Origin of the sequence: Aeromonas bivalvium (genome assembly GCF_000819765.1) — a bacterium.
GTDB classification, from domain to species: Bacteria; Pseudomonadota; Gammaproteobacteria; order Enterobacterales; family Aeromonadaceae; genus Aeromonas; species Aeromonas bivalvium.
Genome location: NZ_CDBT01000061.1, coordinates 47,242 through 69,114, shown reverse-complemented (window position 1 = coordinate 69,114; position 21,873 = coordinate 47,242). Strand labels below are relative to the sequence as shown.

22 protein-coding genes are annotated in these 21,873 nt (G+C 63.5%); 15 read left to right on the top strand and 7 right to left on the bottom strand.

The features are described 5' to 3' along the window. The first annotated feature begins 46 nt into the window (after positions 1 to 46). Positions 47 to 664, top strand: coding sequence for an L-lysine exporter (lysE, locus tag BN1119_RS17415; protein ID WP_042001077.1), 618 nt, complete (start codon positions 47 to 49; stop codon positions 662 to 664). A gap of 60 nt (positions 665 to 724) precedes the next feature. Here the strand turns inward: lysE and BN1119_RS17410 are convergent, their stop codons facing one another. The 7 genes from BN1119_RS17410 to hslR all read right to left on the bottom strand — a co-directional run bounded on the left by BN1119_RS17410 (position 725) and on the right by hslR (position 7,801). Beyond that, positions 725 to 1,189: an outer membrane lipoprotein gene (locus BN1119_RS17410; protein ID WP_042001074.1), complete on the bottom strand. Its 465-nt coding sequence runs from the start codon at positions 1,187 to 1,189 to the stop codon at positions 725 to 727. A 160-nt stretch (positions 1,190 to 1,349) separates the two neighbouring features. Further along, entirely contained in the window at positions 1,350 to 1,790 is a 441-nt protein-coding gene (locus tag BN1119_RS17405; protein ID WP_042001354.1) for a GNAT family N-acetyltransferase, read from the bottom strand. A 181-nt stretch (positions 1,791 to 1,971) separates the two neighbouring features. Next, a complete protein-coding gene (locus BN1119_RS17400) occupies positions 1,972 to 3,774 on the bottom strand; it encodes an aminopeptidase P family protein (RefSeq protein WP_042001070.1) in 1,803 nt (600 codons plus the stop codon). A 35-nt stretch (positions 3,775 to 3,809) separates the two neighbouring features. After that, positions 3,810 to 4,475 (bottom strand): GntR family transcriptional regulator, encoded by a 666-nt coding sequence (locus tag BN1119_RS17395; RefSeq protein ID WP_042001067.1) that lies wholly within the window; start codon positions 4,473 to 4,475, stop codon positions 3,810 to 3,812. A 165-nt stretch (positions 4,476 to 4,640) separates the two neighbouring features. Beyond that, entirely contained in the window at positions 4,641 to 6,266 is a 1,626-nt protein-coding gene (pckA, locus tag BN1119_RS17390) for a phosphoenolpyruvate carboxykinase (ATP) (RefSeq protein WP_042001064.1), read from the bottom strand. A 148-nt stretch (positions 6,267 to 6,414) separates the two neighbouring features. Further along, positions 6,415 to 7,299: an Hsp33 family molecular chaperone HslO gene (hslO, locus tag BN1119_RS17385; RefSeq protein ID WP_042001062.1), complete on the bottom strand. Its 885-nt coding sequence runs from the start codon at positions 7,297 to 7,299 to the stop codon at positions 6,415 to 6,417. A 103-nt stretch (positions 7,300 to 7,402) separates the two neighbouring features. Beyond that, on the bottom strand, positions 7,403 to 7,801 hold the full coding sequence (hslR, locus tag BN1119_RS17380; protein ID WP_042001060.1) for a ribosome-associated heat shock protein Hsp15: 399 nt from the start codon (positions 7,799 to 7,801) through the stop codon (positions 7,403 to 7,405). Between the two features lie 186 nt (positions 7,802 to 7,987). On the opposite strand from hslR, the gene exeC reads away from it, so the two are divergent. From exeC to chbC, 14 genes are all read left to right on the top strand, one after another. After that, positions 7,988 to 8,854, top strand: a complete 867-nt coding sequence (exeC, locus tag BN1119_RS17375; RefSeq protein WP_042001058.1) for a GspC family type II secretion system variant ExeC — start codon at positions 7,988 to 7,990, stop codon at positions 8,852 to 8,854. 21 nt (positions 8,855 to 8,875) lie between these two features. Next, positions 8,876 to 10,906 carry a GspD family T2SS secretin variant ExeD gene (gene exeD / locus BN1119_RS17370; RefSeq protein ID WP_042001056.1) on the top strand — a complete coding sequence of 677 codons (2,031 nt, stop codon included), beginning with the start codon at positions 8,876 to 8,878 and terminating at the stop codon, positions 10,904 to 10,906. Then, positions 10,906 to 12,414, top strand: a complete 1,509-nt coding sequence (gene gspE / locus BN1119_RS17365) for a type II secretion system ATPase GspE (protein WP_042001054.1) — start codon at positions 10,906 to 10,908, stop codon at positions 12,412 to 12,414. The genes exeD and gspE overlap by 1 nt, the downstream gene beginning before the upstream one ends. A gap of 9 nt (positions 12,415 to 12,423) precedes the next feature. Beyond that, the gene (gene exeF, locus BN1119_RS17360) at positions 12,424 to 13,644 is read left to right on the top strand and encodes a GspF family T2SS innner membrane protein variant ExeF (protein ID WP_042001052.1); all 1,221 of its coding nucleotides are present in this window, start codon (positions 12,424 to 12,426) and stop codon (positions 13,642 to 13,644) included. A 231-nt stretch (positions 13,645 to 13,875) separates the two neighbouring features. Beyond that, the gene (exeG, locus tag BN1119_RS17355) at positions 13,876 to 14,307 is read left to right on the top strand and encodes a GspG family T2SS major pseudopilin variant ExeG (protein WP_042001050.1); all 432 of its coding nucleotides are present in this window, start codon (positions 13,876 to 13,878) and stop codon (positions 14,305 to 14,307) included. A 170-nt stretch (positions 14,308 to 14,477) separates the two neighbouring features. Next, complete coding sequence (gene exeH / locus BN1119_RS17350) at positions 14,478 to 15,023, top strand: GspH family T2SS minor pseudopilin variant ExeH (protein WP_042001048.1); 546 nt, start codon at positions 14,478 to 14,480, stop codon at positions 15,021 to 15,023. Beyond that, entirely contained in the window at positions 15,020 to 15,418 is a 399-nt protein-coding gene (gene gspI, locus BN1119_RS17345; protein WP_280136501.1) for a type II secretion system minor pseudopilin GspI, read from the top strand. Before exeH ends, gspI begins: the two co-directional genes overlap by 4 nt. Continuing rightward, positions 15,415 to 16,062 (top strand): GspJ family T2SS minor pseudopilin variant ExeJ, encoded by a 648-nt coding sequence (exeJ, locus tag BN1119_RS17340; protein ID WP_157438686.1) that lies wholly within the window; start codon positions 15,415 to 15,417, stop codon positions 16,060 to 16,062. Before gspI ends, exeJ begins: the two co-directional genes overlap by 4 nt. Then, a complete protein-coding gene (gene exeK / locus BN1119_RS17335; protein WP_209434935.1) occupies positions 16,043 to 17,059 on the top strand; it encodes a GspK family T2SS minor pseudopilin variant ExeK in 1,017 nt (338 codons plus the stop codon). The genes exeJ and exeK overlap by 20 nt, the downstream gene beginning before the upstream one ends. Positions 17,060 to 17,141: 82 nt before the next feature. Then, entirely contained in the window at positions 17,142 to 18,326 is a 1,185-nt protein-coding gene (gene exeL / locus BN1119_RS17330) for a GspL family type II secretion system protein ExeL (RefSeq protein WP_042001042.1), read from the top strand. Further along, entirely contained in the window at positions 18,323 to 18,814 is a 492-nt protein-coding gene (exeM, locus tag BN1119_RS17325; protein WP_042001040.1) for a GspM family type II secretion system protein ExeM, read from the top strand. The genes exeL and exeM overlap by 4 nt, the downstream gene beginning before the upstream one ends. Next, positions 18,811 to 19,566: a GspN family type II secretion system protein ExeN gene (gene exeN, locus BN1119_RS17320; protein WP_042001038.1), complete on the top strand. Its 756-nt coding sequence runs from the start codon at positions 18,811 to 18,813 to the stop codon at positions 19,564 to 19,566. The genes exeM and exeN overlap by 4 nt, the downstream gene beginning before the upstream one ends. A 599-nt stretch (positions 19,567 to 20,165) precedes the next feature. Then, positions 20,166 to 20,486, top strand: a complete 321-nt coding sequence (locus BN1119_RS17315) for a PTS sugar transporter subunit IIB (RefSeq protein WP_042001349.1) — start codon at positions 20,166 to 20,168, stop codon at positions 20,484 to 20,486. Between the two features lie 10 nt (positions 20,487 to 20,496). Further along, on the top strand, positions 20,497 to 21,858 hold the full coding sequence (chbC, locus tag BN1119_RS17310; protein ID WP_042001036.1) for a PTS N,N'-diacetylchitobiose transporter subunit IIC: 1,362 nt from the start codon (positions 20,497 to 20,499) through the stop codon (positions 21,856 to 21,858). Positions 21,859 to 21,873 lie beyond the last annotated feature (15 nt).

Genomic DNA, 21,873 nt, shown 5'->3' with positions numbered 1-21,873 from the left:
CTCGTTTTCTCCATACTGCCGCCATCTTCTGTGAGGGACTCGCACCATGATGGCGACCAGTTTACAAGGCTTTCTGTTGGGCCTTGCCATGATAATTCCAATCGGAGCCCAAAATGCCTTCGTGCTGAGCCGGGGCATCCACCGCAACCACCACCTGCTGACGGCGACCCTCTGCTGTTTCTGCGATCTCATCCTGATCGGGATAGGGGTGTTCGGGGGTGCCAGCCTGTTGGCGGCGAGCCCGCTGGGGCTGGCGCTGCTGACCTGGGGCGGCGTGCTGTTTCTCGGCTGGTTCGGAGCGCGCTCCCTGGGCAGTGCCTGGCGTGGTCAGGGGGCTGCCCTGGCGGACTCACCCCAGCGGATGGGGGTCAAGAGCGTGCTGGCCATGACGCTGGGGGTGACCCTGCTCAACCCCCATGTCTATCTGGATACCCTGATGCTGCTGGGCTCCCTCGGCAGCCAGTTTGCCGAACCCCTGCGCCCCGCCTTTGCGGCGGGGGCCATGCTGGCCTCCCTGGTCTGGTTCTACGGTCTGGCGCTGGGGGCGGCGGCCCTCTCCCCCTGGCTGGCCCGGGGCCGGGTGCAGCGGGTGATCGACGCCCTGGTCGGCCTTATCATGCTCGGGTTGGCACTGCAACTGGCGAGGGGCGCCCTGGGGGCCTAGCGCGGCTGTGGTCAACAAAAAGCCCTCGCAGTGCGAGGGCTTTTTCGTGGGGTGCTGTTATCAGGGCACCACGGCGACGTTGACGCTGCCATTGCCCTGGGTCAGGCGAACCCTGGCGCCGGGCACGAAGGTGGGGCTGGCCTTTTGCACCACCACTATGGTGCTGCCATTGTCCTGCTTGATCTCCAGCTCGACGCCATCGACCTGATTGAGCTTGTCACCGGCGGCCTTGCCGGCGGCGGCGCCGGCGATGGCTCCCCCTGCGGCGGCCAGGCTGCGGCCCGTGCCGCCACCAATGGTGCTGCCGAGCAGGCCACCGACCACGCCGCCCCCTATGGTGCCGAGGATGGAGTTCTCCTCCGCCTGGATCTTGACCGGACGGGTGGAGAGGATGGTGCCGTAGTTGACGGTCTGCACCTGCTTGGCCCTGTCTTTGGTGTAGACGTCGCCGGAATAGACGTCGCTGTTGGCGCAACCTGTGATGGCGGTGGCCAGCAGGAGGATGAGGGTCAGTCGTTGCAACATGATGGTTCTCCTGAACTTGACTACAAATTGGGCGTTCGGGGCCACTCTACCCCCCTCTTCGCCAGGATGGCACCCCAAAAGTGTAACCAAGTATGTGCCATGGCAGGGAGTCCATCAGGGGGCGGTGGGGATATTCGCCATCCGCGGCGCCTGGGCCCCGTCATGGTCTGTCGCGCGCTTCCTCCGCCTGGGGGGCGAGCGCATGTTCGAGCAGGCATCGCGCTTCCCCCGGGCCGAAATAGGCGGGATCCCGGGCCAGCTCGCGGTAACCGAGCCGCTGGTAGAGGCGCCGGGCCGGGTTGGCCGGATCCACCGTCAGGCGTACCCGGCGGCACCCTTGTGCCAGCAGGGCCTGTTCCAGGCGGGTGATGATGGCCGCGGCCAGGCCGAGACCGCGGGCCTGGGGCAGCACGGCCAGGGAGAGCAGCCAGCCCTGGGTTCCCTCTTGTCCCACGCCGCCGAGGCCATAGCCGAGCAGCTGGCCATCGCGCTCGGCCACCAGCAGCAAGTCCGGCCACAGATCCATGGCCTGGCGAAAGAAGAAGTCGGGGTAGACGGCGTCACCGAAGACCTGGCGCTCTATCTGCCAGATGGCGTGCATGTCGGCCGGGCTGGCGACTCTAAGGATGGGGGTCACGGGATCTCCTCGGTGAATGGGCCGCCGATGGGCGGCACTCGGCCGGCAAGGGTAGCCCCTGCCCGGAGGGGATTCAAGGGAGCGGGCGCTCCCGATGCTCTCGCAACAGAACAGGGCCCGAAGGCCCTGTGGTAGTGGCATTGCCTCAGAGAAGGCGGGTGGCCTGCTCCAGCCAGGCGAGATCCTCGCCCTCCAGCAGCGGGCTCAGTCGACGATGGACCTCGGCATGGTACTCGTTGATCCAGCGAAACTCGGCCGGGCTCAGCAGGTCGCGGTCGATGAGACGCGTATCGAACGGCACATAGGTCAGCCGCTCGAAGCCCAGCATGGCCAGTTCCCCCTGGCCGGGCAGTTCCACCACTATCTCCAGGTTCTCGCAGCGAATGCCGAACCCATCCTCCCGGTAGTAGCCCGGCTCGTTGGAGAGCACCATGCCCGGCATCAGGGGCACCAGGCTGCCTTTGGGAGAGATGCGCTGGGGACCCTCGTGCACACTCAGGAAGTGGCCGACCCCGTGGCCTGTGCCGTGGTCATAGTTGTAACCGGCCTGCCACAGGGGCATGCGGGCCAGCACGTCGAGCTGGATGCCCGAGGTGCCACGGGGGAAGCGGGCCTGATCCAGGGCGATGTGGCCCTGCAGCACCCGGGTGAACATGGCCTTGTGCTCGGCGCTCACCTCGCCCACCTTGACGGTTCGGGTGATGTCGGTGGTGCCATCCAGATACTGGCCGCCGGAGTCCACCAGATAGATGGCATCCTGGCCGAAGGGGCGCGGCACCCCGTTGGAGTGGCGATAGTGGCACATGGCGGCATTGGGGCCGAGCGCTGAGATGGTGTCGAAGCTCGGCTCGACATAGTGTTCCTGCTCGCGGCGGAAAGCCTCCAGCTGGTCGGCCAGGGTGCCCTCGTCCACCCCGTCGAATTCGCCGGCGGCGATCAGCCGATCCAGCCAGGCGAGGAAGCGGGTGACGGCGACGCCATCGCGCAGGTGAGCGGCGCGCATGCCGGCCAGCTCCACGTCGTTCTTGCACGCCTTGGGCAGCATGGTGGGATCCTGGCCCGCCACCAGGATGGCGCCCGCCTCTTCCATGGTGAGCTGGGTCCAGGCATTGGCGCTGTTCGGGTCGGCCAGCACCCGTTGCTGATCGCTCCCTATGCGTCTGAGCAGGGCGCCCAGCTTGTCGATGGGGTAGACGGAGACATCCTGCCCCGCGTGCTGGCTGAAGGCGATGCAGTCCAGCTTGTCGGTATCGACGATGAAATCCATGCTGGCGTTGGCATAGAGCACGGCATACCCCAACACTACCGGCAGTCGCTCCACGTCGCGACCTCTCAGGTTGAGCAGCCAGTTGATGGGTTCGGCCTGGGTCAGCAGCACCGCATCCAGCCCGCGTTTGCGCAGATCGCTCGCCAGCAGCTCGCGCTTGGCCTGGCTCGACTGACCCGCCAGCGCCTCGCTGTAGAGGATGACCGGATGCTTGCCGGGGGCGGGGCGATCGCTCCAGTGCAGGTCGATGGGGTTGTCGGTGACGGCGATGAGCTCGATGCCGTGCTCGCCGAGCTGGGCCTTGGCGTTCTGGTACCAGGTCAGGCTGTGCAGACGGGGATCGAAGCCGACCCGGGTACCGGAGTCCAGCTGCTGTGCGAGCCAGTCGATGTGGGGATCATCGACCAGGTGCAGGAAGGAAAAGGTCTCTGCCGGGCTCTGCAATCTGGCCTGTACCGTGTAGCGGCCATCGACGAACAGGGCCGCCTGCTGGGGCAGTATGATGGCCAGGCCCGCCGAGCCATTGAACCCGGTCAGCCAGGCGAGGCGCTCGGCATGGGCCGGAATGTATTCTCCCAGATGTTCGTCATCATGGGGCACGATGAAGGCGTCCAGCTCCTGCTGGGCCAGGGTGGCCCTGACCTGGGCGACGCGGGCTGCAATGATCTCGAAATGGTTCATGTCGTAGTTGCCAGATGGTTGGTCGATGAGAGGGTTCAGCCGGGTTTGCCGCGGCTCAGCATGTGGCCGACGGAGTGACCGGCTGCCTGTATGTGCTGCTTGAGCAGGACGGCGGCCTCGTGTTTGCGCCTCGCCCGGCACAGGGCCAGCAGCTCGGCGTGTTCCCGCTCCGCCTTGTCTGCCCCGTTCTGGGCAAACAGCAGCTCGAAGCGCACGTAGCGGTCGCAACTCAGGTTGATCTGGGCGATCAGCTCCATCGCCTGGGGGCGATTGGCGGCCTGGTAGAGGGTGGCATGGAAGCTGTGATTGAGCTCGGCCCAATGCTCGACCTGGGTACCCGATGCGAGCGCGGCATCGAACTGATCGAGAATGGCCTGGGCGTTGACGAAGGTCTCCTCCGTCATCAGATCGACGGCGTGGAACAGGGTATCGGCTTCCAGCAGGGCCCGCAAATAAAAGAGCTCGGCCACGGCGTCCGGATCCAGCCGGGTGACCACGGCGCCGCGATGGGGCTCGAACTTCACCAGCCCCTGGACTTCCAGCTGCATCAAGGCCTCGCGCACCGGGATGCGGCTCACTGCCAGCTCTTTGGCGATGGCGTCCTGACGCAGGGGCGCCCCGGCGGGAAGGTCGCCCCGCAGGATCCTGGTCCTCAGGCTGTCCGCCACCATATGGGTGCGGGTCTTGTAGGTCGGGCTCATGGTTGCATCTGGGGCAGGTTGCAAAATTGTATATTGTATAAAGTGTGGCTGAATCTAACGCGCGGGCGTGCCCATGGCAAGGCTGGCCGGGGGAATTGCCGGAGCGAGGCGAAAAAAAGACCGGCCAGCTGAGCTGGCCGGTCTGATCATGGCTGGCTGGGGTCGTTACAGCTGAGGACCCGCGGCGACCAGGCGCTTGCCTTCGTCGTTGTCGGTGAAGCGCTCGAAGTTCTTGATGAAGCGCCCTGCCAGATCCACGGCCTTGGCATCCCACTCGGCCTTGTCGGCGTAAGTGTCACGAGGATCCAGGATGGCCGGGTTCACATCGTGCAGCGCGGTCGGCACTTCCAGATTGAAGATGGGCAGCATCTTGGTGTCGGCCTGCTCGATGGATCCATCCAGGATGGCGTCTATGATGGCGCGGGTGTCCTTGATGGAGATGCGCTTGCCGGTGCCGTTCCAGCCGGTGTTGACCAGATAGGCCTCGGCGCCGGACGCTTCCATCCGCTTGACCAGTTCTTCACCGTACTTGGTCGGGTGCAGGCTGAGGAAGGCCGCGCCGAAGCAGGAGGAGAAGGTCGGGGTCGGCTCTGTGATGCCGCGCTCGGTGCCGGCCAGCTTGGCGGTGAAGCCGGACAGGAAGTGGTACTTGGTCTGCTCCTTGGTCAGCTTGGCGACCGGAGGCAGCACACCGAAGGCGTCGGCGGTCAGGAAGATCACCTTGGTGGCGTGACCCGCCTTGGAGACCGGCTTGACGATGTTGTCGATGTGATAGATGGGGTAGGAGACCCGGGTGTTCTCGGTCTTGGAGCCATCATCGAAGTCGATGGTACCGTCGGCCGCCACGGTCACGTTCTCCAGCAGCGCATCGCGGCGGATGGCGTTGTAGATGTCCGGCTCGGCTTCCCTGGAGAGCTTGATGGTCTTGGCGTAGCAGCCCCCTTCGAAGTTGAACACGCCGTCGTCGTCCCAGCCGTGCTCGTCATCGCCGATGAGCTGGCGCTTGGGATCGGTGGAGAGGGTGGTCTTGCCGGTGCCGGACAGGCCGAAGAAGATGGCCACGTCCCCATCCTGACCCACGTTGGCGGAGCAGTGCATGGAAGCGATGCCGCGCAGGGGCAGGAAGTAGTTCATCATGGAGAACATGCCCTTCTTCATCTCGCCACCGTACCAGGTGCCGCCGATGAGCTGGATCTTCTCGGTCAGGTTGAAGGCGACGAAGTTCTCTGAGTTGAGACCCTGGGCCTGCCAGTTCGGGTTGGTGCACTTGGCACCGTTCATCACCACGAAGTCCGGTTTGAAGCTCTTGAGCTCTTCCTCGCTCGGGCGGATGAACATGTTCTTGACGAAGTGTGCCTGCCAGGCCACCTCGGTGATGACGCGCACCGCCAGGCGGGTGTCCGGGTTGGCACCGCAGTAGCCGTCGATGACGAACAGGCGTTTGCCGGAGAGCTGCTGGGTGACCAGCGCCTTCAGATCTGCCCATATCTCGGGGGTGATCGCCTTGTTATCGTTCTTGCCCTGGTCGGACCACCACACAGTATCCTGGGTAGTGCCATCCTTGACGATATATTTATCTTTCGGGGAGCGACCGGTAAAGATGCCGGTGTTGACATTGACGGCGCCAAGTTCTGTCACCACCCCGCGCTCGAAACCTTCGAGGTCGGGACGAGTCTCTTCTACGAACAGTTGCTCATAGGAGGGGTTACGCAGGATTTCCACGGCATCATGGATACCGTATTGCTCCAGTTGTAATCCTTGGGCCAGGGTGGGTTCTGCCACGATTGTCATTGTATTCTCCTGGGTTCAGAGGTGTGTAGGGTTCTATCTGGCATCAACTCTACCACCTAGGTGGTAGAATTTAGCGACCTTCATCAAACTTTATAAAGTAGGGTATTTTTTTGTTATTTAAGTTAAAGGCGGGTTTCCCCGCCTTTATTTAGTGTAACTGGTTTGCATCATTACCGGGAGCCCCGCTGAACAGGGTTTCGACATCGATCGCATCAAAAGGATAGTGAGCCCCGCAGTAGTCGCAGTGCATCTCTATCTTGCCCTGCTCCTGCAGCATATCGAGCACCTCTTCCTTCTCTATCTGCAGCAGGGCACCCTCGCAGCGCTCCCGGGAGCAGGTGCAGCGGAAGGCGACGGCCTGGGGATCGAACACCCGCACCTTGTCCTGGTGGTAGAGGCGGTAGAGGATCTCCTCGGCCTCCAGACCAAACAGTTCCTCGTCCTTGATGGTGGCGGTGAGCTGGGTCAGGTGTTCGAAGTCGGCACTGTGATCCTCGCTCTGGGCCGGCAGCTCCTGCAGCAGGATGCCGGCGGCACGGGGGGCGCCGTCCAGGTGGCCGGTGCGGATCCAGAGCTTGGTGGCCAGCTGTTCGGACTGGGCGAAGTACTGTTCCAGGCAGCCGGCCAGGGTGTCGGCCTCCAGGGCGATGATGCCCTGATAGCGCTCACCCTGTTCCGGGGTGATGGTGATCACCAGCTGGCCGTTGCCGATCAGGCTCTGCAGCTTGCCGTCCGTCGGCAATTCTCCCTCATGGCGGGCCACGCCGCGCAGCTGCTGGTTGTGGTCGCCGTTGATGACGGCCAGACGCACCGGGCCGTCCCCCTGCAACTGCACCGTGATGGAGCCTTCGAACTTGAGGGTGGCGGTCAGCAGGCTGGTGGCGACCAGCAGCTCCCCCAGCAGGTGCTGTACCTGAACCGGGTAGCTCTGCGCCTCGACCACATGGCGGTAGGTGCTATCCAGCTGGACCAGCTCACCCCGCACTTCGTACTCTTCAAACAGATAGCGATACAGCAGATCTTGGTGACTCATCTCATCTTCCTTCGGGGTGGTAATGGCTTGGACGCCCGGCGCTTAGTGGCCGGGGGTGAACTTTCTTGGGTCCCTGTCGTCATACAAGGGTCATGGGGCTGGCTCAGGATTGCTTGACCCGGATCAGCTGGCGGCGCTCCTGCTTGTCGGGGCGGCGCTCCGGGCTAGGAGCAAACTGGCTGTTGAAGCGGCGCGCCTCGGTATTCTCGGCCCGGCGTTTGAGGCTCTCGGCCGTCTCCTCATACATCAGCTGGGCCAGGGGGGCCGATTTTCGCTGTTCGCACAGGGTCAGCACCCGCACTTCCCGTTCGTCCTGACCCTGCCAGAAGCGGATCAGGGCTCCGACCTCGACCGCCTTGCCCGGCTTGCTGCGCTGACCGTTGTAGTGCACCTTGCCGCCGTCGATCTGATCCCGTGCCAGACTGCGACTCTTGTAGAAGCGGGCGGCCCAGAGCCACTTGTCCAGACGCAGGGAGGATTCGGGCGAAACGGCTTTGCTCATGACGGGCTCCGACGATGTGACATGGACGCCGATTATACCAGAGCCGGGGCCCAGGATTGAATCTGGGCTGGCTTGCAGTGACGGTGCGAGCATTTTTGGCCATATTGCGCATGCGGTCAGTTGTCTCCCGGGCCATTGCCGTACACAATAGCTGACCGATTTGGATAGAAAATTATTTTGAGAAACATGACGCTACCGTTCAAGGATGACTTGCTGTCTACCTTGCTTGCCCTGGGCAAGCGGCTGCCCCTTGCCCGTCTCAGCCAGTGGCTGTTCTGGGGCCTGCTGTTGCTGCTGGCGCACCAGAGTGCCGGACTGACCTGGCGCTTGCTGACTCTGGCGAGTCCTGAGCAGCCCGTCCCTTGGCAACCCGGCGTCCAGATGACCGAGGGTGGGCGCCAGGGCACGGATCTGGTGCCCCTGACTCGCCTCTCCCTGTTTGGCCGCGCCGAGCTCCCCAAGGCCCAGACCCAGGTGGCTGCCGATGCCCCCAAGACCCAGCTCAACGCCCAGCTCAACGGGGTGCTGGCCAGCTCCAATCCCGCCAAGTCCATTGCCATCATCGCCCATGGTGGCAGCCAGAATTCCTACGGTATCGGTGACTATATAGATGGCACCCAGGCCCAGCTGCGGCAGGTGTTCGCCGATCGCGTCATCATAGCGCGCAACGGGCGCGACGAGACCCTGATGCTGGACGGCGAGGAGTATGGCAAGCCGGTTCCGGCCCAGGAGACGCCGGGGGCCAGGCTCGATGAGGTGCGGGGCGCGCTGATGAGCAACCCCGGCAAGCTGACCGATTACCTCAATATCTCCCCGGTGCGGGTCGATGGCCGCATGACGGGTTATCGCCTCAATCCGGGCCGGGATCCGGAACTTTTCAACCAACTCGGCCTGGTCGCCAATGACCTGGCGGTCAGCATCAATGGTCTGGATCTGCGGGATAACGCCCAGGCCATGCAGGCCATGCAACAGGTGGCGAGCGCCACCGAGATGACAGTGACGGTCGAACGGCAGGGACAGCTGTATGACGTCTATGTCGGCTTGTCAGAATAATGAATTGGAGTAGCACCAAGAATGATAAATAAAGGGAAAGGCTGGCGCCTGGCGTCTGTGGCGGCGGCCTTGTTGATGACGGGCTCCGTCTGGGCGACCGAGTACTCGGCTAGCTTCAAGAATGCCGAGATCGAGGAGTTCATCAACACGGTTGGCAAGAACCTCAATAAAACCATCATCATAGAGCCCTCTGTGCGCGGCAAGATCAATGTGCGCAGTTACGATCTGCTCAACGAGGATCAGTACTATCAATTCTTCCTGAGCGTGCTGGACGTCTACGGTTTCGCCGTGGTGCCCATGGACAACGGCGTGCTCAAGGTGGTGCGCTCCAAGGATGCCAAGACCTCGGCCATCCCAGTGGTGGACGACCGCAACCCGGGCACGGGGGACGAGATGGTGACCCGGGTGGTGCCGGTGCGCAACGTCTCGGTGCGCGAACTCGCCCCCCTGCTGCGTCAGCTCAATGACAACGCCGGCGGCGGCAACGTGGTCCATTACGAGCCTTCCAACGTGCTGCTCATCACCGGTCGCGCCGCCGTGGTCAATCGTCTGGTGGAAGTGGTGCGCCGGGTCGACAAGGCCGGGGACCAGGACGTGGACATCATCAAGCTGAAATATGCTTCGGCCGGCGAGATGGTGCGGCTGGTGACCAACCTCAACAAGGAAGGCAATGCCCAGGGCGGCAATGCCGGCTTCCAGCTGACCCCCAAGGTGGTGGCGGATGAGCGCACCAACTCGGTGGTGGTCAGTGGTGAACCCAAGGCGCGGGCCCGCATCATCCAGATGGTGCACCAGCTCGATCGCGATCTGCAGAGCCAGGGCAATACCCGGGTCTTCTACCTCAAATATGGCAAGGCCAAGGATCTGGTGGATGTGCTCAAGGGGGTCAGCTCCAGCATAGAGGCCGACAAGAAGGGCGGCACAGCAGCCGGTGCCGGCAGCAGCATAGGCGGCGGCCAGCTCGCCATCTCGGCGGACGAGACCACCAATGCCCTGGTGATCACCGCCCAGCCGGACGTGATGGCGGAGCTGGAGCAGGTGATTGCCAAGCTCGACATCCGCCGTGCCCAGGTGCTGGTGGAGGCCATCATAGTGGAGGTCGCCGATGGCGACGGCCTCAACCTCGGGGTGCAGTGGGCCAACACCAATGGCGGCGGCACCCAGTTCACCAACACCAATCTGCCGATCGGCGGCGTGGCGGCGGGGGCCATCGACTACAAGGAGAATGGCAACATCGACTCCCTGAGCAAGCTGGTGGGCGGCTTCAGCGGCATGGCCGCCGGCTTCTATCAGGGGGACTGGGCCATGCTGGTGACTGCCCTCTCCACCAACACCAAGAACGATATTCTCTCGACCCCGAGCATAGTCACCATGGACAACAAGGAGGCGTCGTTCAACGTGGGTCAGGAGGTGCCGGTACAGACCGGCTCCCAGAGCTCCACCTCGGGGGACAACATCTTCAACACCATAGAGCGCAAGACGGTGGGTACCAAGCTGGTGGTGACGCCCCAGATCAACGAAGGGGATTCAGTGCTGCTCAACATAGAGCAGGAGGTCTCCAGCGTGGCCCAGACCCAGGCCACAGGCACGGCGGATCTCGGCCCCACCTTCGACACCCGCACCGTCAAGAATGCGGTGCTGGTCAAGAGCGGCGAAACCGTGGTGCTGGGCGGTCTGATGGACGAACAGACCAAGGAGCAGGTCTCCAAGGTGCCCCTGCTGGGTGACATCCCCGTGCTGGGCTATCTGTTCCGCTCCACCTCCAACACCACCTCCAAGCGCAACCTGATGATCTTCATCCGGCCGACCATATTGCGCGATGCCAACGTCTATTCCGGCATTTCCAGCAACAAGTACACCCTGTTCCGTGCCGAGCAGCTGGAGAGGGCGTCCGAGGAGGGGTATCTCACCTCGCCGCCGCGCCAGGTGCTGCCAGCCTATGGCCAGGACGTCATGGTCTCCCCCGAGGTGCAGCAGCAGATCCAGTCCATGAGAAACCGACAGCAGGCCACGGCGGACAGCGTGAAGCCCTTCGTGCAGAGCAAGCCCTGATGGCGGCCTATCGACTCGACGATGGCGAACTGCCGGCGGCGCTGCCCGAGCTGCCGTTCGCCTTCGCCCGCAACTTCGGCGTCATCCTGACCGAGGAGGCCGGCGCCCCCGTGCTGCTGTGCCGACCCGGGGTCAGCCCCCAGGCCCTGCTCGAGGTGCAGCGGGTGGCCGGCAGCGGCTTCACCGTGCAGTCCCTGGAAGGGGAGGCGTTTGAGCAGCAGCTGATGGCCCACTATCAGAGGGACTCCTCCGAGGCGCGTCAGCTGATGGAGGATCTTGGCAACGAGATGGACTTCTTCGCCCTGGCCGAGGAGCTGCCCCAGAGCGAGGATCTGCTGGACGCCGACGACGATGCCCCCATCATCCGCCTCATCAACGCCATGCTGAGCGAGGCGATCAAGGAGGAGGCGTCCGACATCCATATCGAGACTTTCGAACGGGCTCTGGTCATCCGCTTTCGCATCGATGGGGTGCTGCGGGAGATACTGCGCCCCCATCGCAAGCTGGCGTCCCTGCTGGTGTCGCGCATCAAGGTCATGTCCCGCATGGACATCGCCGAGAAGCGGGTGCCCCAGGATGGCCGCATCTCGCTGCGCATCGGTGGCCGGGCCGTCGACGTGCGGGTCTCCACCATGCCGTCCAGCTACGGCGAGCGGGTGGTATTGCGACTGCTCGACAAGAACAACGTGCGCCTCGAGCTCAAGCAGCTCGGCATGACGCTGGCCAACCGCGAGATCATAGGGGATCTCATTCGCAAGCCCCACGGCATCATACTGGTGACGGGCCCGACCGGCTCGGGCAAGTCCACCACCCTGTATGCCGCGCTCTCCGAGATCAACTCCCGGGACCGCAACATCCTCACGGTGGAAGACCCTATCGAGTATGACCTGGAAGGGGTGGGCCAGACCCAGGTCAATCCCAAGGTGGACATGACCTTCGCCCGGGGTCTGCGGGCCATACTGCGCCAGGATCCCGACGTGGTGATGGTAGGGGAAATCCGTGACCTCGAAACCGCCCAGATAGCGGTGCAGGCGTCGCTGACCGGCCACCTGGTGATGTCGACCCTGCACACCAACACCGCCATCGGCGCCATCACCCGGATGCGGGACATGGGGATCGAGCCCTTCCTGCTCTCCTCGTCCCTGCTGGCGGTGCTGGCCCAGCGGCTGGTGCGCACCCTCTGCCCCGACTGCAAGGAGGCGCGTCCTGCCAGCCCGCAGGAGCGCGAACTGATGCGCATCGAGGGCCAGGATGCCGCCCGCCAGATCTGGCACCCGGTGGGCTGCGAGCAGTGCAACCACACGGGTTATCGTGGCCGGACCGGCATCCACGAGCTGGTGGTGATCGACGAGGCGGTGCGCGAAGCCATCCATGGCGCCAGCGGCGAGCTGGCCATCGAGCGCCTGATCCGGGGCCATACCCCCAGCATACGCCGCGACGGCATCGACAAGGTGCTCCAGGGCCAGACCAGCCTGGAAGAAGTGCTGCGGGTGACCCGGGAAGATTGAGGACAGGACTTGGCTGCATTCGAATATAAGGCCCTCGACGACAAGGGCCGCCAGAAACAAGGGGTGGCCGAAGGGGACTCGGCGCGCCAGGTGCGCCAGCAGCTGCGCGAGCAGGGGCTGACCCCGCTGGAGGTGAGCGAGACCACGGAGAAGGCGAAGCGGGAGGCGAATCGCTTCGTGCTGTTTCGTCGCGGCGCCAGCACGGCGGAACTGGCGCTGATCACCCGCCAGCTGGCGACCCTGGTGGGCGCCGGTCTCACCATCGAGGAGGCGCTCAAGGCCGTCTCCCAGCAGTGCGAGAAGGCGCACCTGCGCAGCCTGGTGGCCACGGTGCGTGGTCGGGTGGTCGAGGGCTACACCCTGGCCGACTCGCTGGGGGCCTTCCCCCATGTGTTCGACCAGCTGTTTCGCTCCATGGTGGCGGCCGGCGAAAAGTCGGGCCATCTGGAGAAGGTGCTCAACCGTCTTGCCGATTACACGGAGCAGCGCCAGCACATGCGCACCAAGTTGTTGCAGGCGATGATCTACCCCATGGTGCTGACCCTGGTGGCCATCGGCGTCATCTCCATATTGCTCACCGCCGTGGTGCCCAAGGTGGTGGCCCAGTTCGAACACATGGGCCAGCAGCTGCCGATGACGACCCGCTTTCTCATCGGCACCAGCGAGCTGATGCAGCACTACGGCCTCTGGTTCCTGCTGCTGCTCGGCATCGGCGGCCTGATCTGGCGCTGGTGGCTGACGGATCCGGTTCGCCGCCAGCGCTGGCACGGGGTCTTGCTGCGCCTGCCTGTGATAGGCAGAGTCAGCCGCGGCCTCAATACCGCCCGCTTCGCCCGCACCCTGAGCATCCTCAATGCCAGCGCCGTGCCCCTGCTGGAGGGGATGAAGATCTCGGGGGAGGTGCTCTCCAATGACTTTGCCCGCGCCCGCATCCTGGCGGCGAGCGAGCGGGTGCGGGAGGGGACCAGCCTGCGCAAGTCGCTGGATGAGACCAAGATTTTCCCGCCCATGATGCTGCACATGATCGCCTCCGGCGAGCAGAGCGGCGAGCTCGACAGCATGCTGGAGCGGGCGGCGGACAACCAGGACAGGGAGTTCGAGAGTCAGGTCAACATCGCCCTCGGGGTGTTCGAACCCATGCTGGTGGTCTCCATGGCCGGGGTGGTGCTGTTTATCGTCATGTCGATCCTGCAGCCTATCCTCGAGCTCAACAATATGGTGAATTTATGATGCTGGCGTGCGGGTGGCTTCGGTCGATCCTGCGGTCAACTCGCTCGAACTGAACAACATGGTCAATTTGTGAGTGAGGTTCGGACGTGCGAATACGCGGCCCTGTTCGAACCTGCAAAGCCAGTCGACCTCGCGGGTTCGATCAGCCGCACGGCGGCGTCATCGGACGATCGCGGGTCAACAATCAATCGTCGATGGTTCATGCCATCTCATTTCGTTAGGGAGTCAGTCATGCAAAAGCGTCGTCAATCGGGTTTCACCCTGCTGGAAGTCATGGTGGTCATCGTGATCCTGGGGATCCTGGCCAGCCTGGTGGTGCCCAACCTGATGGGCAACAAGGAGAAGGCGGATCAGCAGAAGGCGGTTTCCGACATAGTGGCGCTGGAAAATGCCCTCGACATGTACAAGTTGGACAACAACCGCTACCCGACCACAGAGCAGGGGCTGGACGCCCTGGTCAACAAGCCGAGTGCCGCTCCCGAGCCGCGCAGCTACCGTGACGGCGGCTACATCAAGCGCCTGCCGCAGGATCCCTGGGGCAATCCGTACCAGCTGCTGAGCCCGGGCCAGTTCGGCAAGATCGACATTTTCTCCATGGGACTAGACGGGGAAGCGGGCAGCGATGACGACATCGGCAACTGGAATCTGAAGGATTTCCAATAAGTGATTGGCCGCCCCCTTGGTTCCACCTTGCTGGAGCAGCCTGAATGAGGGTTGCATCGTCTCGTCATGAAACATAGCCGCCAAGCTGGTTTTGCTCTGCTGGAGGTCTTGCTGGCCGCCATGTTGATGGGATGGCCAGGGGCCACCGCCATGCAGTTAAGGCCGACCTCATGAAACATAGCCGCCAAGCGGGTTTTACTTTGCTGGAGGTCTTGCTGGTCGCCATGTTGATGGGACTGGTGGCGACCGCCGTCACCCTCAGCATGGGGGGCGCCAGGGGGGACAGGGAGCTGGACAAGCAGGCGCGTCGCTTCATGGCCGTATTGCAACAGGCCCAGGAGCAGGCGGTGATGGATGGTCGCCTGCTGGGGTTGCGGCTCGACGATCACGGCTGGCAATTCATGGTGCGCCAAGGGAAAGATCGCAGCTGGAAGGCCCTGAATGATGACAAGGTGCTGGGGCCGGTGCAGCTGCCTGAGGATATCCAGCTCGGCGTCGAACTGGGCGGGTTGGCCTGGCAGCCGGATGAAGATGAGCGAGGGGAGGGCGACAAGATGGCCAGCCCCCAGGTGTTTATCTTTCCCGGTGACGAGTTGACCCCCTTCGTGCTGACCTTCAGTCAGCTGGTCGATGAGGAGAGTTATTTCCGTGTGGTGTGGGCCGATGAGTTTGGCAACCTTACCCTGGATAGCGATCGGCCCGAGGAGGAGCAATGAGGACCCCGCGCGCGGCTTTGCGCCATGGTGGGCCTCGCCGGGCGAGGGGCATGACGCTGCTCGAGGTGATGGTGGCCTTGGTGGTGTTCGCCATCGCCGGGCTCGCCGTGATGAAGACCGCCAGCGAGCACCTCTCTGGTCTCAGCCATCTGGAGCAGAAGACCCTGGCCACCTGGGTCGCCCAGAACCAGCTGGTGCAGCAGAAGCTGGAGAACAAATGGCCTGGCGACAGCTGGGTCGAGGGGGAGGAGGAGATGGCAGGCCAGATCTGGTACTGGCGCTATCGCGGCGTCGCCACCAGCGATGCCAACTTCAAGGCCCTGGATCTGGAGGTGCGCACCGCCCCCAAGGCCGACAATCCTGTCGCCATGATGCGGACCTATATCAGCCGATGATGCACCTTCCTTCTCGCCCCCGTCACGCCGGTTTTACCCTGCTGGAGATGCTGGTGGCCATCGCCATCTTCGCCGGCCTGAGCCTGGGGGCCTATCAGGTGTTGCAGGGGGTGCTTACCAGCGACGAGGTGGCCAGGCAGAAGGAGCAGCGGCTGGCCGAGCTGCAACGGGCCTTCGACCTGCTGGAGCGGGATGTGGGCCAGATGGTGCCGCGTACCGGTCGCACCGAGGGGGAGAGCAACCGTGTGCTGCTGGCGGCGTCCCGCTTCGGTCAGGAGAGCGACGACTGGGGCATGGCCTTCATCCGCGGCGGCTGGCTCAACCCGGACGGCATCTTGCCGCGCTCCGGCTTGCAGCGGGTGGGTTGGCGCCTCAAGGGGCAGACCCTGGAGCGGCTGAGCTACCTCTATCCGGATCCGGTGATCGGCACTGAACCCAGGGTGCAGCCCCTGCTCGGCAAGGTGAGCGGACTGCGGATCTTCTTCTATGCCGAGGGGAGCTGGCGCTCGGAATGGACAACCCGGGAGCGCCTGCCCGAGGGGCTGGCGGTGGAGCTGGATCTGGAAGATTACGGCACCCTGCGCCGTCAATTCCTGATAGGCGCCCCAGGGGCGAGGATCGAAGATGCACCGACGCAATCCTGAGGGGCGCGGGCCTGGACGAAACCGGGGCATGGCGCTGCTGGTGGTGCTGCTCATCCTCTCCGTGATGGTCATCATCGCCAGCAACATGAGCGGACGATTGCAGCTGGAGCTGCGTCGCACCAGCAACCTCACCACGGGCAAGCAGGCCTGGTGGTATGCCCTGTCCGCCGAGGCCCTGGTCAGCAAGATCCTGGCCCAGGACTTCAAGGATGACCCCAAGGTGGTGAGCCTGGGCCAGTATTGGGCCCGCAAGGACGGGGTCTTCCCGGTGGAGGACGGCACCCTCAAGGGGGAGGTGCGGGATCTGCAGGGGTGCTTCAACCTCAACAGCCTGAGCGTGGCGCGTAAGGGGGACGGCACGGAGGATGAGGCGAATCCGCCCTATCCGGTCAAGGTGTTTCGCACCCTGCTGACCCTGCTCGAGGTGGATGAGTATGAGGCGGTGCAGCTGACGGACGCGGTGCGTGACTGGACCGACAGCGATACGGTGCTGGTCTCCAGCTATGGCGCCGAAGATGCATATTATGAAGGGTTGAGTCAGCCCTATCTGCCCGCCAACCAGAAGATGCTGGGGGTGGATGAACTGCGGGCGGTGCGTGGGGTCAGCGGCAAGCTGTATGCCAGGCTGGCGCCCTATGTCTGCGCCCTGCCCAACGACAAGCTGCTGGTCAACATCAACACCATAGCCCCGGAGCAGGCCGAGCTGCTGGCGGCCCTCTACCTCGGCAAGATAGGGGTGGACGAGGCCAGGGCCGTGCTCAGCGATCGTCCCAGGAAGGGGTGGCAGGACAAGCAGGAGATGACATCCCTGCCCGCCCTGGCGGCCGGCGCCGGGCTGACCGGATTGAACGAGGCGCTCGGCGTCAAGAGCGACTATTTTGCGGCCTACCTGCTGGCCGAGGTGGCCGATACCCGGGCCAGGCTGGAGACCTACTTCCAGCGCAGCAAAGAGAACAAGCCGGTGGTGCTGCGCCGGGTCAATGGGGGCGCCGAGTGAGCGGCTCCGGCCCGGCGCGGCCCCCCGCAGCCAATAGCAAGCGTCAGTCGCCGCACCGTCGGGGCAGACCAAGGAGAGAGTGTTGAACGAGAGTCTGGTCATCCGTCTGGGCACAGCCCAGGAAGAGCCGGTCGACTGGCTGGTCTGGTCGGCGCGGGAGGGGGAGATCATCGCCTCCGGCACCCTGGCCTCGGCCCATGGGCTGCATGAACTGCGCGAGCGGGCCGGAGGGCGCCCCGTGGTGACCCTGGTGCCCGGCAGCGCCGTCATCTTCCGGCGGGTTCGCCTGCCGGGCAAATACAACCGCCAGTCGGCGGCGGCCCTGCCCTACCTGCTGGAGGAGCAGATCGCCTCGGACGTGGAGTCCCTGCATCTGGTGGTGCTGGGTCACGAGGGGCACGAGGTGGATCTGATGGCGGTGGACAGCCAGCAGATGCGCCGCTGGCTCGGCTGGCTGGAGGCGGCCGGGCTCGGCTGCGTGCAGATGCTGCCAGATGTGCTGGCACTGCCTCAGGCGGTGGACGGCTGGTCCGCCCTGCAACTGGGCAGGCACTGGCTGATACGGCAAGGGCCCCATCAGGGGCTGGTGGCCGACGAGGCCCTGCTCGGCCTGTTGCTGGCGGCCCAGGCCGAGCCCGTCACCCTGCACAGCCACACGCCGCCACCGCCCCTGGCAGGGGCCGACTGGCAGGCGGCGGATCCGGAACTGCCCATGCTGTTGCTGGCGCGGGAGGCGCTGCGCGGCAAGATCAATCTGTTGCAGGGCCCCTTCCGGCCCCAGACCGAATACGGCCGCCACTGGTTGCAGTGGCGCAAGGTGCTGGGTGTGGCGGCTGCCCTGCTGCTGGTCACCCTGGGCCAACGGGGGCTGGCCCTGTATCAGCTGGAGGGGCAGGACAAGGCCCTCAAGGGGGAGATCCGTCAGGTCTACACCCGCATCTTCCCCGGGGAGAGCCGGATAGTGAACGTGCGCAGCCAGATGGAGCAGCACCTGCGGCTGCTGGGGGCGGCGCCCCAGAGCGGCGTGCTGCTGCTGTTGACCGAGCTGGCCCCTGTGTTTGCCGAGGTGCCCGGGCTCAAACCCGAGGTGCTGCGCTTCGACGCCACCCGGGGCGAGCTCAGGTTGCAGGTGACGGCCCCCGGCTTCACCGAGATCGAGCGTTTCCGCGAGCTGGCGGGCAAGCGCTTCGAGGTGCAGCAGGGTGAGGTGCGAAGCCATGAGGGCAAGGTAGAAGGGGCGCTGGTGCTCAAGGATAAATCATCATGATGGCAAGGTTTGAACTCTGGTGGCGCGGTCTCAGCGCCCGGGAACAGCGGCTGGTGGCGGTGGGGGGCAGCGTGCTGCTGGTCGGTCTCTTCTACTGGCTGGTGTGGCAGCCCCTCGGCAATCGCATCGAGGAGCGGGAGCGCCAGGTGAAGAGCCAGCAGCAGACCCTGATCTGGCTCAAGGAGAAGGGAGAGCAGGTGCTGGCGGCCCAGGCGGGCAGCGGCCGCAACATGGATCTGGGGGGAACCCTGGATGGCGTGGTCAATCGCACCGCCTTCAACCACAAGATCAAGATCGCCCGGCTGCAACCCCAGGGTCAGGAGCTGCAAGTCTGGATAGACCAGGTTGCCTTCGACGATCTGCTGATGTGGCTGGCCGAGCTGACGGACAAGTACGGGGTCAGGGTACAGGTGATAGAGGTGGCCCGCGAGCAACTGCCCGCCGGCATGGTCAAGGTAAGACGCTTACAGGTGAGTCGCCCGCAATGAAACGCAAGATCTGGATACTGGTCGTCTTCCTGCTGGCCTGGCTCGGCTTCCTGCTGATCAGCGTGCCCGCCAGCCTGGTGGCGCGCCATCTGCCCCTGCCCCCCATGGTCAAGCTGGAAGGGGTGAGCGGCACCCTCTGGCAGGGGGAAATTGCCCGACTGCAATACGCCAGCGAGTCCCTGACCCGGCTGCGCTGGGATCTCGATGGCTGGTCCCTGCTGCGGTTGGCCCCCGAGGTGGCGGTGCGCTTCGGCGAGCGCAGCGGTCTCAATGGTCAGGGCATGATCGGCTGGAATGGCGCCGCCTTCGGCCGCGACCTCACCCTCAACGCCCCCGCCCCCTGGGTGCTGGCGCGGTTGCCCTTGCGCCCGCCCTTCCCCCTGACGGCGGCGGGCCAGCTGCAACTCAAGGTGGATCAGTTCGCCCAGGGCCAGCCCTGGTGCGACAGCCTGTATGGCAACCTCTTCTGGTACGGCGCCGAGGCCCAGACGCCGGCAGGCAAGCTGCTGCTGGGGGATCCCGAGGCGAGGCTCACCTGCCTGGACTCGACCCTGAAGGTGGATCTCAAGCAGGGCTCGGAGGCGGTGCAGGTGGCGGGGCAGCTTGAGCTCAAGGCCAATCGCCAGTACCTGTTCCAGGGCACCCTCAAGCCCGGGCCCGAGCTGCCGGATCAGATGAAGCAGGGGCTGCCCTTCCTCGGCCAGCCCGATGGTCAGGGCCGCTTCCCGCTGCGCTATCAGGGCCGGATTTAATCCGGCTTTCGCCGACTCCGGTTTATCCCGGGGTCGGCTCCATCTTCCCCGCTCATTCGTCGCCCTGCGTCGATGACCGCCACATCCTGGTGGCATCTAGAATCACCTCCCTCTTTTTCCCGACCAATCAGATGCGCTGCCACAGCGGAATCCACTTCGTCACTCTCCACCGTATATGGTCAATTAAACCCTATATTGGTGGGTGTGCGGATCCTGCTTCCATGGAAGGTGAATATCAATAATGTTTCATTGATATTTAATTGTGTGAGCTGGGGCTGATTATTGATGTTTTTAATGTGGAATTAGTGGTTATGTCTGGGTGTGATTGCAACCAATTGAAAATATTATAAAAAATAAAATAACTTTGTTTTCTTATCACATGGCTCAGCATTTTCTCGGCTCATATCACATAAAAAATGTGAGCGTTGGCGAAATGAGTGGTCAATTTAAGACGATCCGATAACTTGTCGAAATACCGAGTTAACCTCAGCGCCGCTAGAATGATGTCAATCAGAGATGCTTTATTTGTCTTGAGGGCACGACAAGCCGTCATCTCGGTCGATCTATTCATCTGGTTTCAAGTGTTGAGGGAAATGGTTATGGGAAAGAAGCGTATTTACCTGTTTTGCTCTGCCGGAATGTCGACGTCACTGCTGGTCTCGAAGATGAAGGCGCAGGCTGAGAAATATGATGTGCCCGTGGAGATAGATGCCTACCCGGAAACCCTGGCAGCCGAGAAGGGTCAGGATGCCGATCTGGTGCTGTTGGGCCCGCAGATTGCCTACATGCTGGCTGAGATCCAGGCCCTGTTGCCGGGCAAGCCGGTCGAAGTCATCGACTCCCTGCTCTATGGCAAGGTCGATGGGTTAGGGGTCCTCAAGGCCGCCGTCGCATCCATCAAGAAGAGCCTCACTCAGTAAGGAGAGCACCGTGAGCACCATCATCGCATCGCTGGAAAAGGCCATATTGCCCATCGCCATCAAGCTGGGTAAGCAGCCTCATGTCAACGCCATCAAGAATGGTTTCATCAAACTGATGCCCCTGACCCTGGCCGGGGCCATGTTCGTCCTGATCAACAACGTCTTCCTGAGTTTTGGGGAGGGATCCTTCTTCTACTCCATGGGGGTGCGACTCGATCCCGCCACCATAGCGACCCTGGACGGCTTCAAGAGCATTGGTGGCAGCGTCTACAACGGCACCCTGGGGATCATGTCCCTGATGGCGCCCTTCTTCATCGGTCATGCCATGGCAGAAGAGCGCAAGGTTGATCCCCTCTCGGCCGGTCTGCTCTCGGTCGCCGCCTTCATGACGGTCACCCCCTTCAGCGTCGGCGAGGCCTATGCGGTCGGCGCCAACTGGCTGGGGGGCGCCAACATCATCTCCGGCATGATCATCGGTCTCGTCTCGGCCGAGATGTTTGCCTTCGTCATTCGTCGCAACTGGGTGATACGCCTGCCTGACAGCGTACCGACCTCGGTAGCACGCTCCTTCTCGGCGCTGATCCCCGGTTTCATCATCCTCTCCATCATGGGGATAGTCGCTTACCTGCTCCAGACAGAGGGTACCCACTTCCACCAGATCATCATGGACACCATCTCCACCCCCCTGTCCAACATGGGTGGCCTGGTCGGCTGGGTCTATGTGCTCTTCTCCCCGCTGCTCTGGTTCTTCGGGGTTCATGGTTCTTTGGCCCTGTCGGCACTGGAGAACGGCATTCTGGTGCCCTTCACCCAGGAAAACGTCGCCCTCTATACCCAATACGGCTCCGTTGAAGCCGCCATCGCCGCCGGCAAGACCTTCCACGTCTGGACCAAGCCGATGCTCGACTCCTACATCTTCCTCGGTGGTACGGGGGCCACGTTGGGCCTCATCCTCGCGGTGTTCATGGTGTCCCGTCGCGATGACTACCGTCAGGTGGCCAAACTGGGCATGCCCGCCGGCATCTTCCAGATCAACGAACCCATCCTGTTTGGTCTGCCGGTCATCATGAACCCTGTGCTGCTCATCCCCTTCGTGATGGTGCAGCCGGTGCTGGCGACCATCACCCTGTTTGCCTACAACACCGGCGTTATCCCGCCCATCACCAACATGGCGCCCTGGACCATGCCGGCCGGATTGGGGGCCTTCTTCAACACCAACGGCAGCATAGCCGCAGCCCTGCTGGCGGTATTCAACCTGGGGATAGCCACTCTGATGTATGTCCCCTTCGTGCTGATTGCCAACAAGGCCCAGGCCGTTATCGAGGAAGAACAGGAGAGCGAAGAGGATATCGCGCTGGCCCTGAAATTCTGATGACACTCCCGGGAG

Bases quoted from the DNA above. Each gene is read 5' to 3' on its own strand.
- lysE (WP_042001077.1), top strand. From the start codon at position 47: ATGATGGCGACCAGTTTACAAGGCTTTCTGTTGGGCCTTGCCATGATA.
- exeM (WP_042001040.1), top strand. From the start codon at position 18,323: ATGATGGCAAGGTTTGAACTCTGGTGGCGCGGTCTCAGCGCCCGGGAA.
- exeJ (WP_157438686.1), top strand. From the start codon at position 15,415: ATGATGCACCTTCCTTCTCGCCCCCGTCACGCCGGTTTTACCCTGCTG.
- BN1119_RS17315 (WP_042001349.1), top strand. From the start codon at position 20,166: ATGGGAAAGAAGCGTATTTACCTGTTTTGCTCTGCCGGAATGTCGACG.
- BN1119_RS17410 (WP_042001074.1), bottom strand. From the start codon at position 1,189: ATGTTGCAACGACTGACCCTCATCCTCCTGCTGGCCACCGCCATCACA.
- exeD (WP_042001056.1), top strand. From the start codon at position 8,876: ATGATAAATAAAGGGAAAGGCTGGCGCCTGGCGTCTGTGGCGGCGGCC.
- exeG (WP_042001050.1), top strand. From the start codon at position 13,876: ATGCAAAAGCGTCGTCAATCGGGTTTCACCCTGCTGGAAGTCATGGTG.
- hslO (WP_042001062.1), bottom strand. From the start codon at position 7,299: ATGAGTCACCAAGATCTGCTGTATCGCTATCTGTTTGAAGAGTACGAA.
- gspE (WP_042001054.1), top strand. From the start codon at position 10,906: ATGGCGGCCTATCGACTCGACGATGGCGAACTGCCGGCGGCGCTGCCC.
- exeH (WP_042001048.1), top strand. From the start codon at position 14,478: ATGAAACATAGCCGCCAAGCGGGTTTTACTTTGCTGGAGGTCTTGCTG.
- BN1119_RS17405 (WP_042001354.1), bottom strand. From the start codon at position 1,790: ATGCACGCCATCTGGCAGATAGAGCGCCAGGTCTTCGGTGACGCCGTC.
- hslR (WP_042001060.1), bottom strand. From the start codon at position 7,801: ATGAGCAAAGCCGTTTCGCCCGAATCCTCCCTGCGTCTGGACAAGTGG.
- gspI (WP_280136501.1), top strand. From the start codon at position 15,020: ATGAGGACCCCGCGCGCGGCTTTGCGCCATGGTGGGCCTCGCCGGGCG.
- pckA (WP_042001064.1), bottom strand. From the start codon at position 6,266: ATGACAATCGTGGCAGAACCCACCCTGGCCCAAGGATTACAACTGGAG.
- exeK (WP_209434935.1), top strand. From the start codon at position 16,043: ATGCACCGACGCAATCCTGAGGGGCGCGGGCCTGGACGAAACCGGGGC.
- exeC (WP_042001058.1), top strand. From the start codon at position 7,988: ATGACGCTACCGTTCAAGGATGACTTGCTGTCTACCTTGCTTGCCCTG.
- BN1119_RS17395 (WP_042001067.1), bottom strand. From the start codon at position 4,475: ATGAGCCCGACCTACAAGACCCGCACCCATATGGTGGCGGACAGCCTG.
- exeN (WP_042001038.1), top strand. From the start codon at position 18,811: ATGAAACGCAAGATCTGGATACTGGTCGTCTTCCTGCTGGCCTGGCTC.
- BN1119_RS17400 (WP_042001070.1), bottom strand. From the start codon at position 3,774: ATGAACCATTTCGAGATCATTGCAGCCCGCGTCGCCCAGGTCAGGGCC.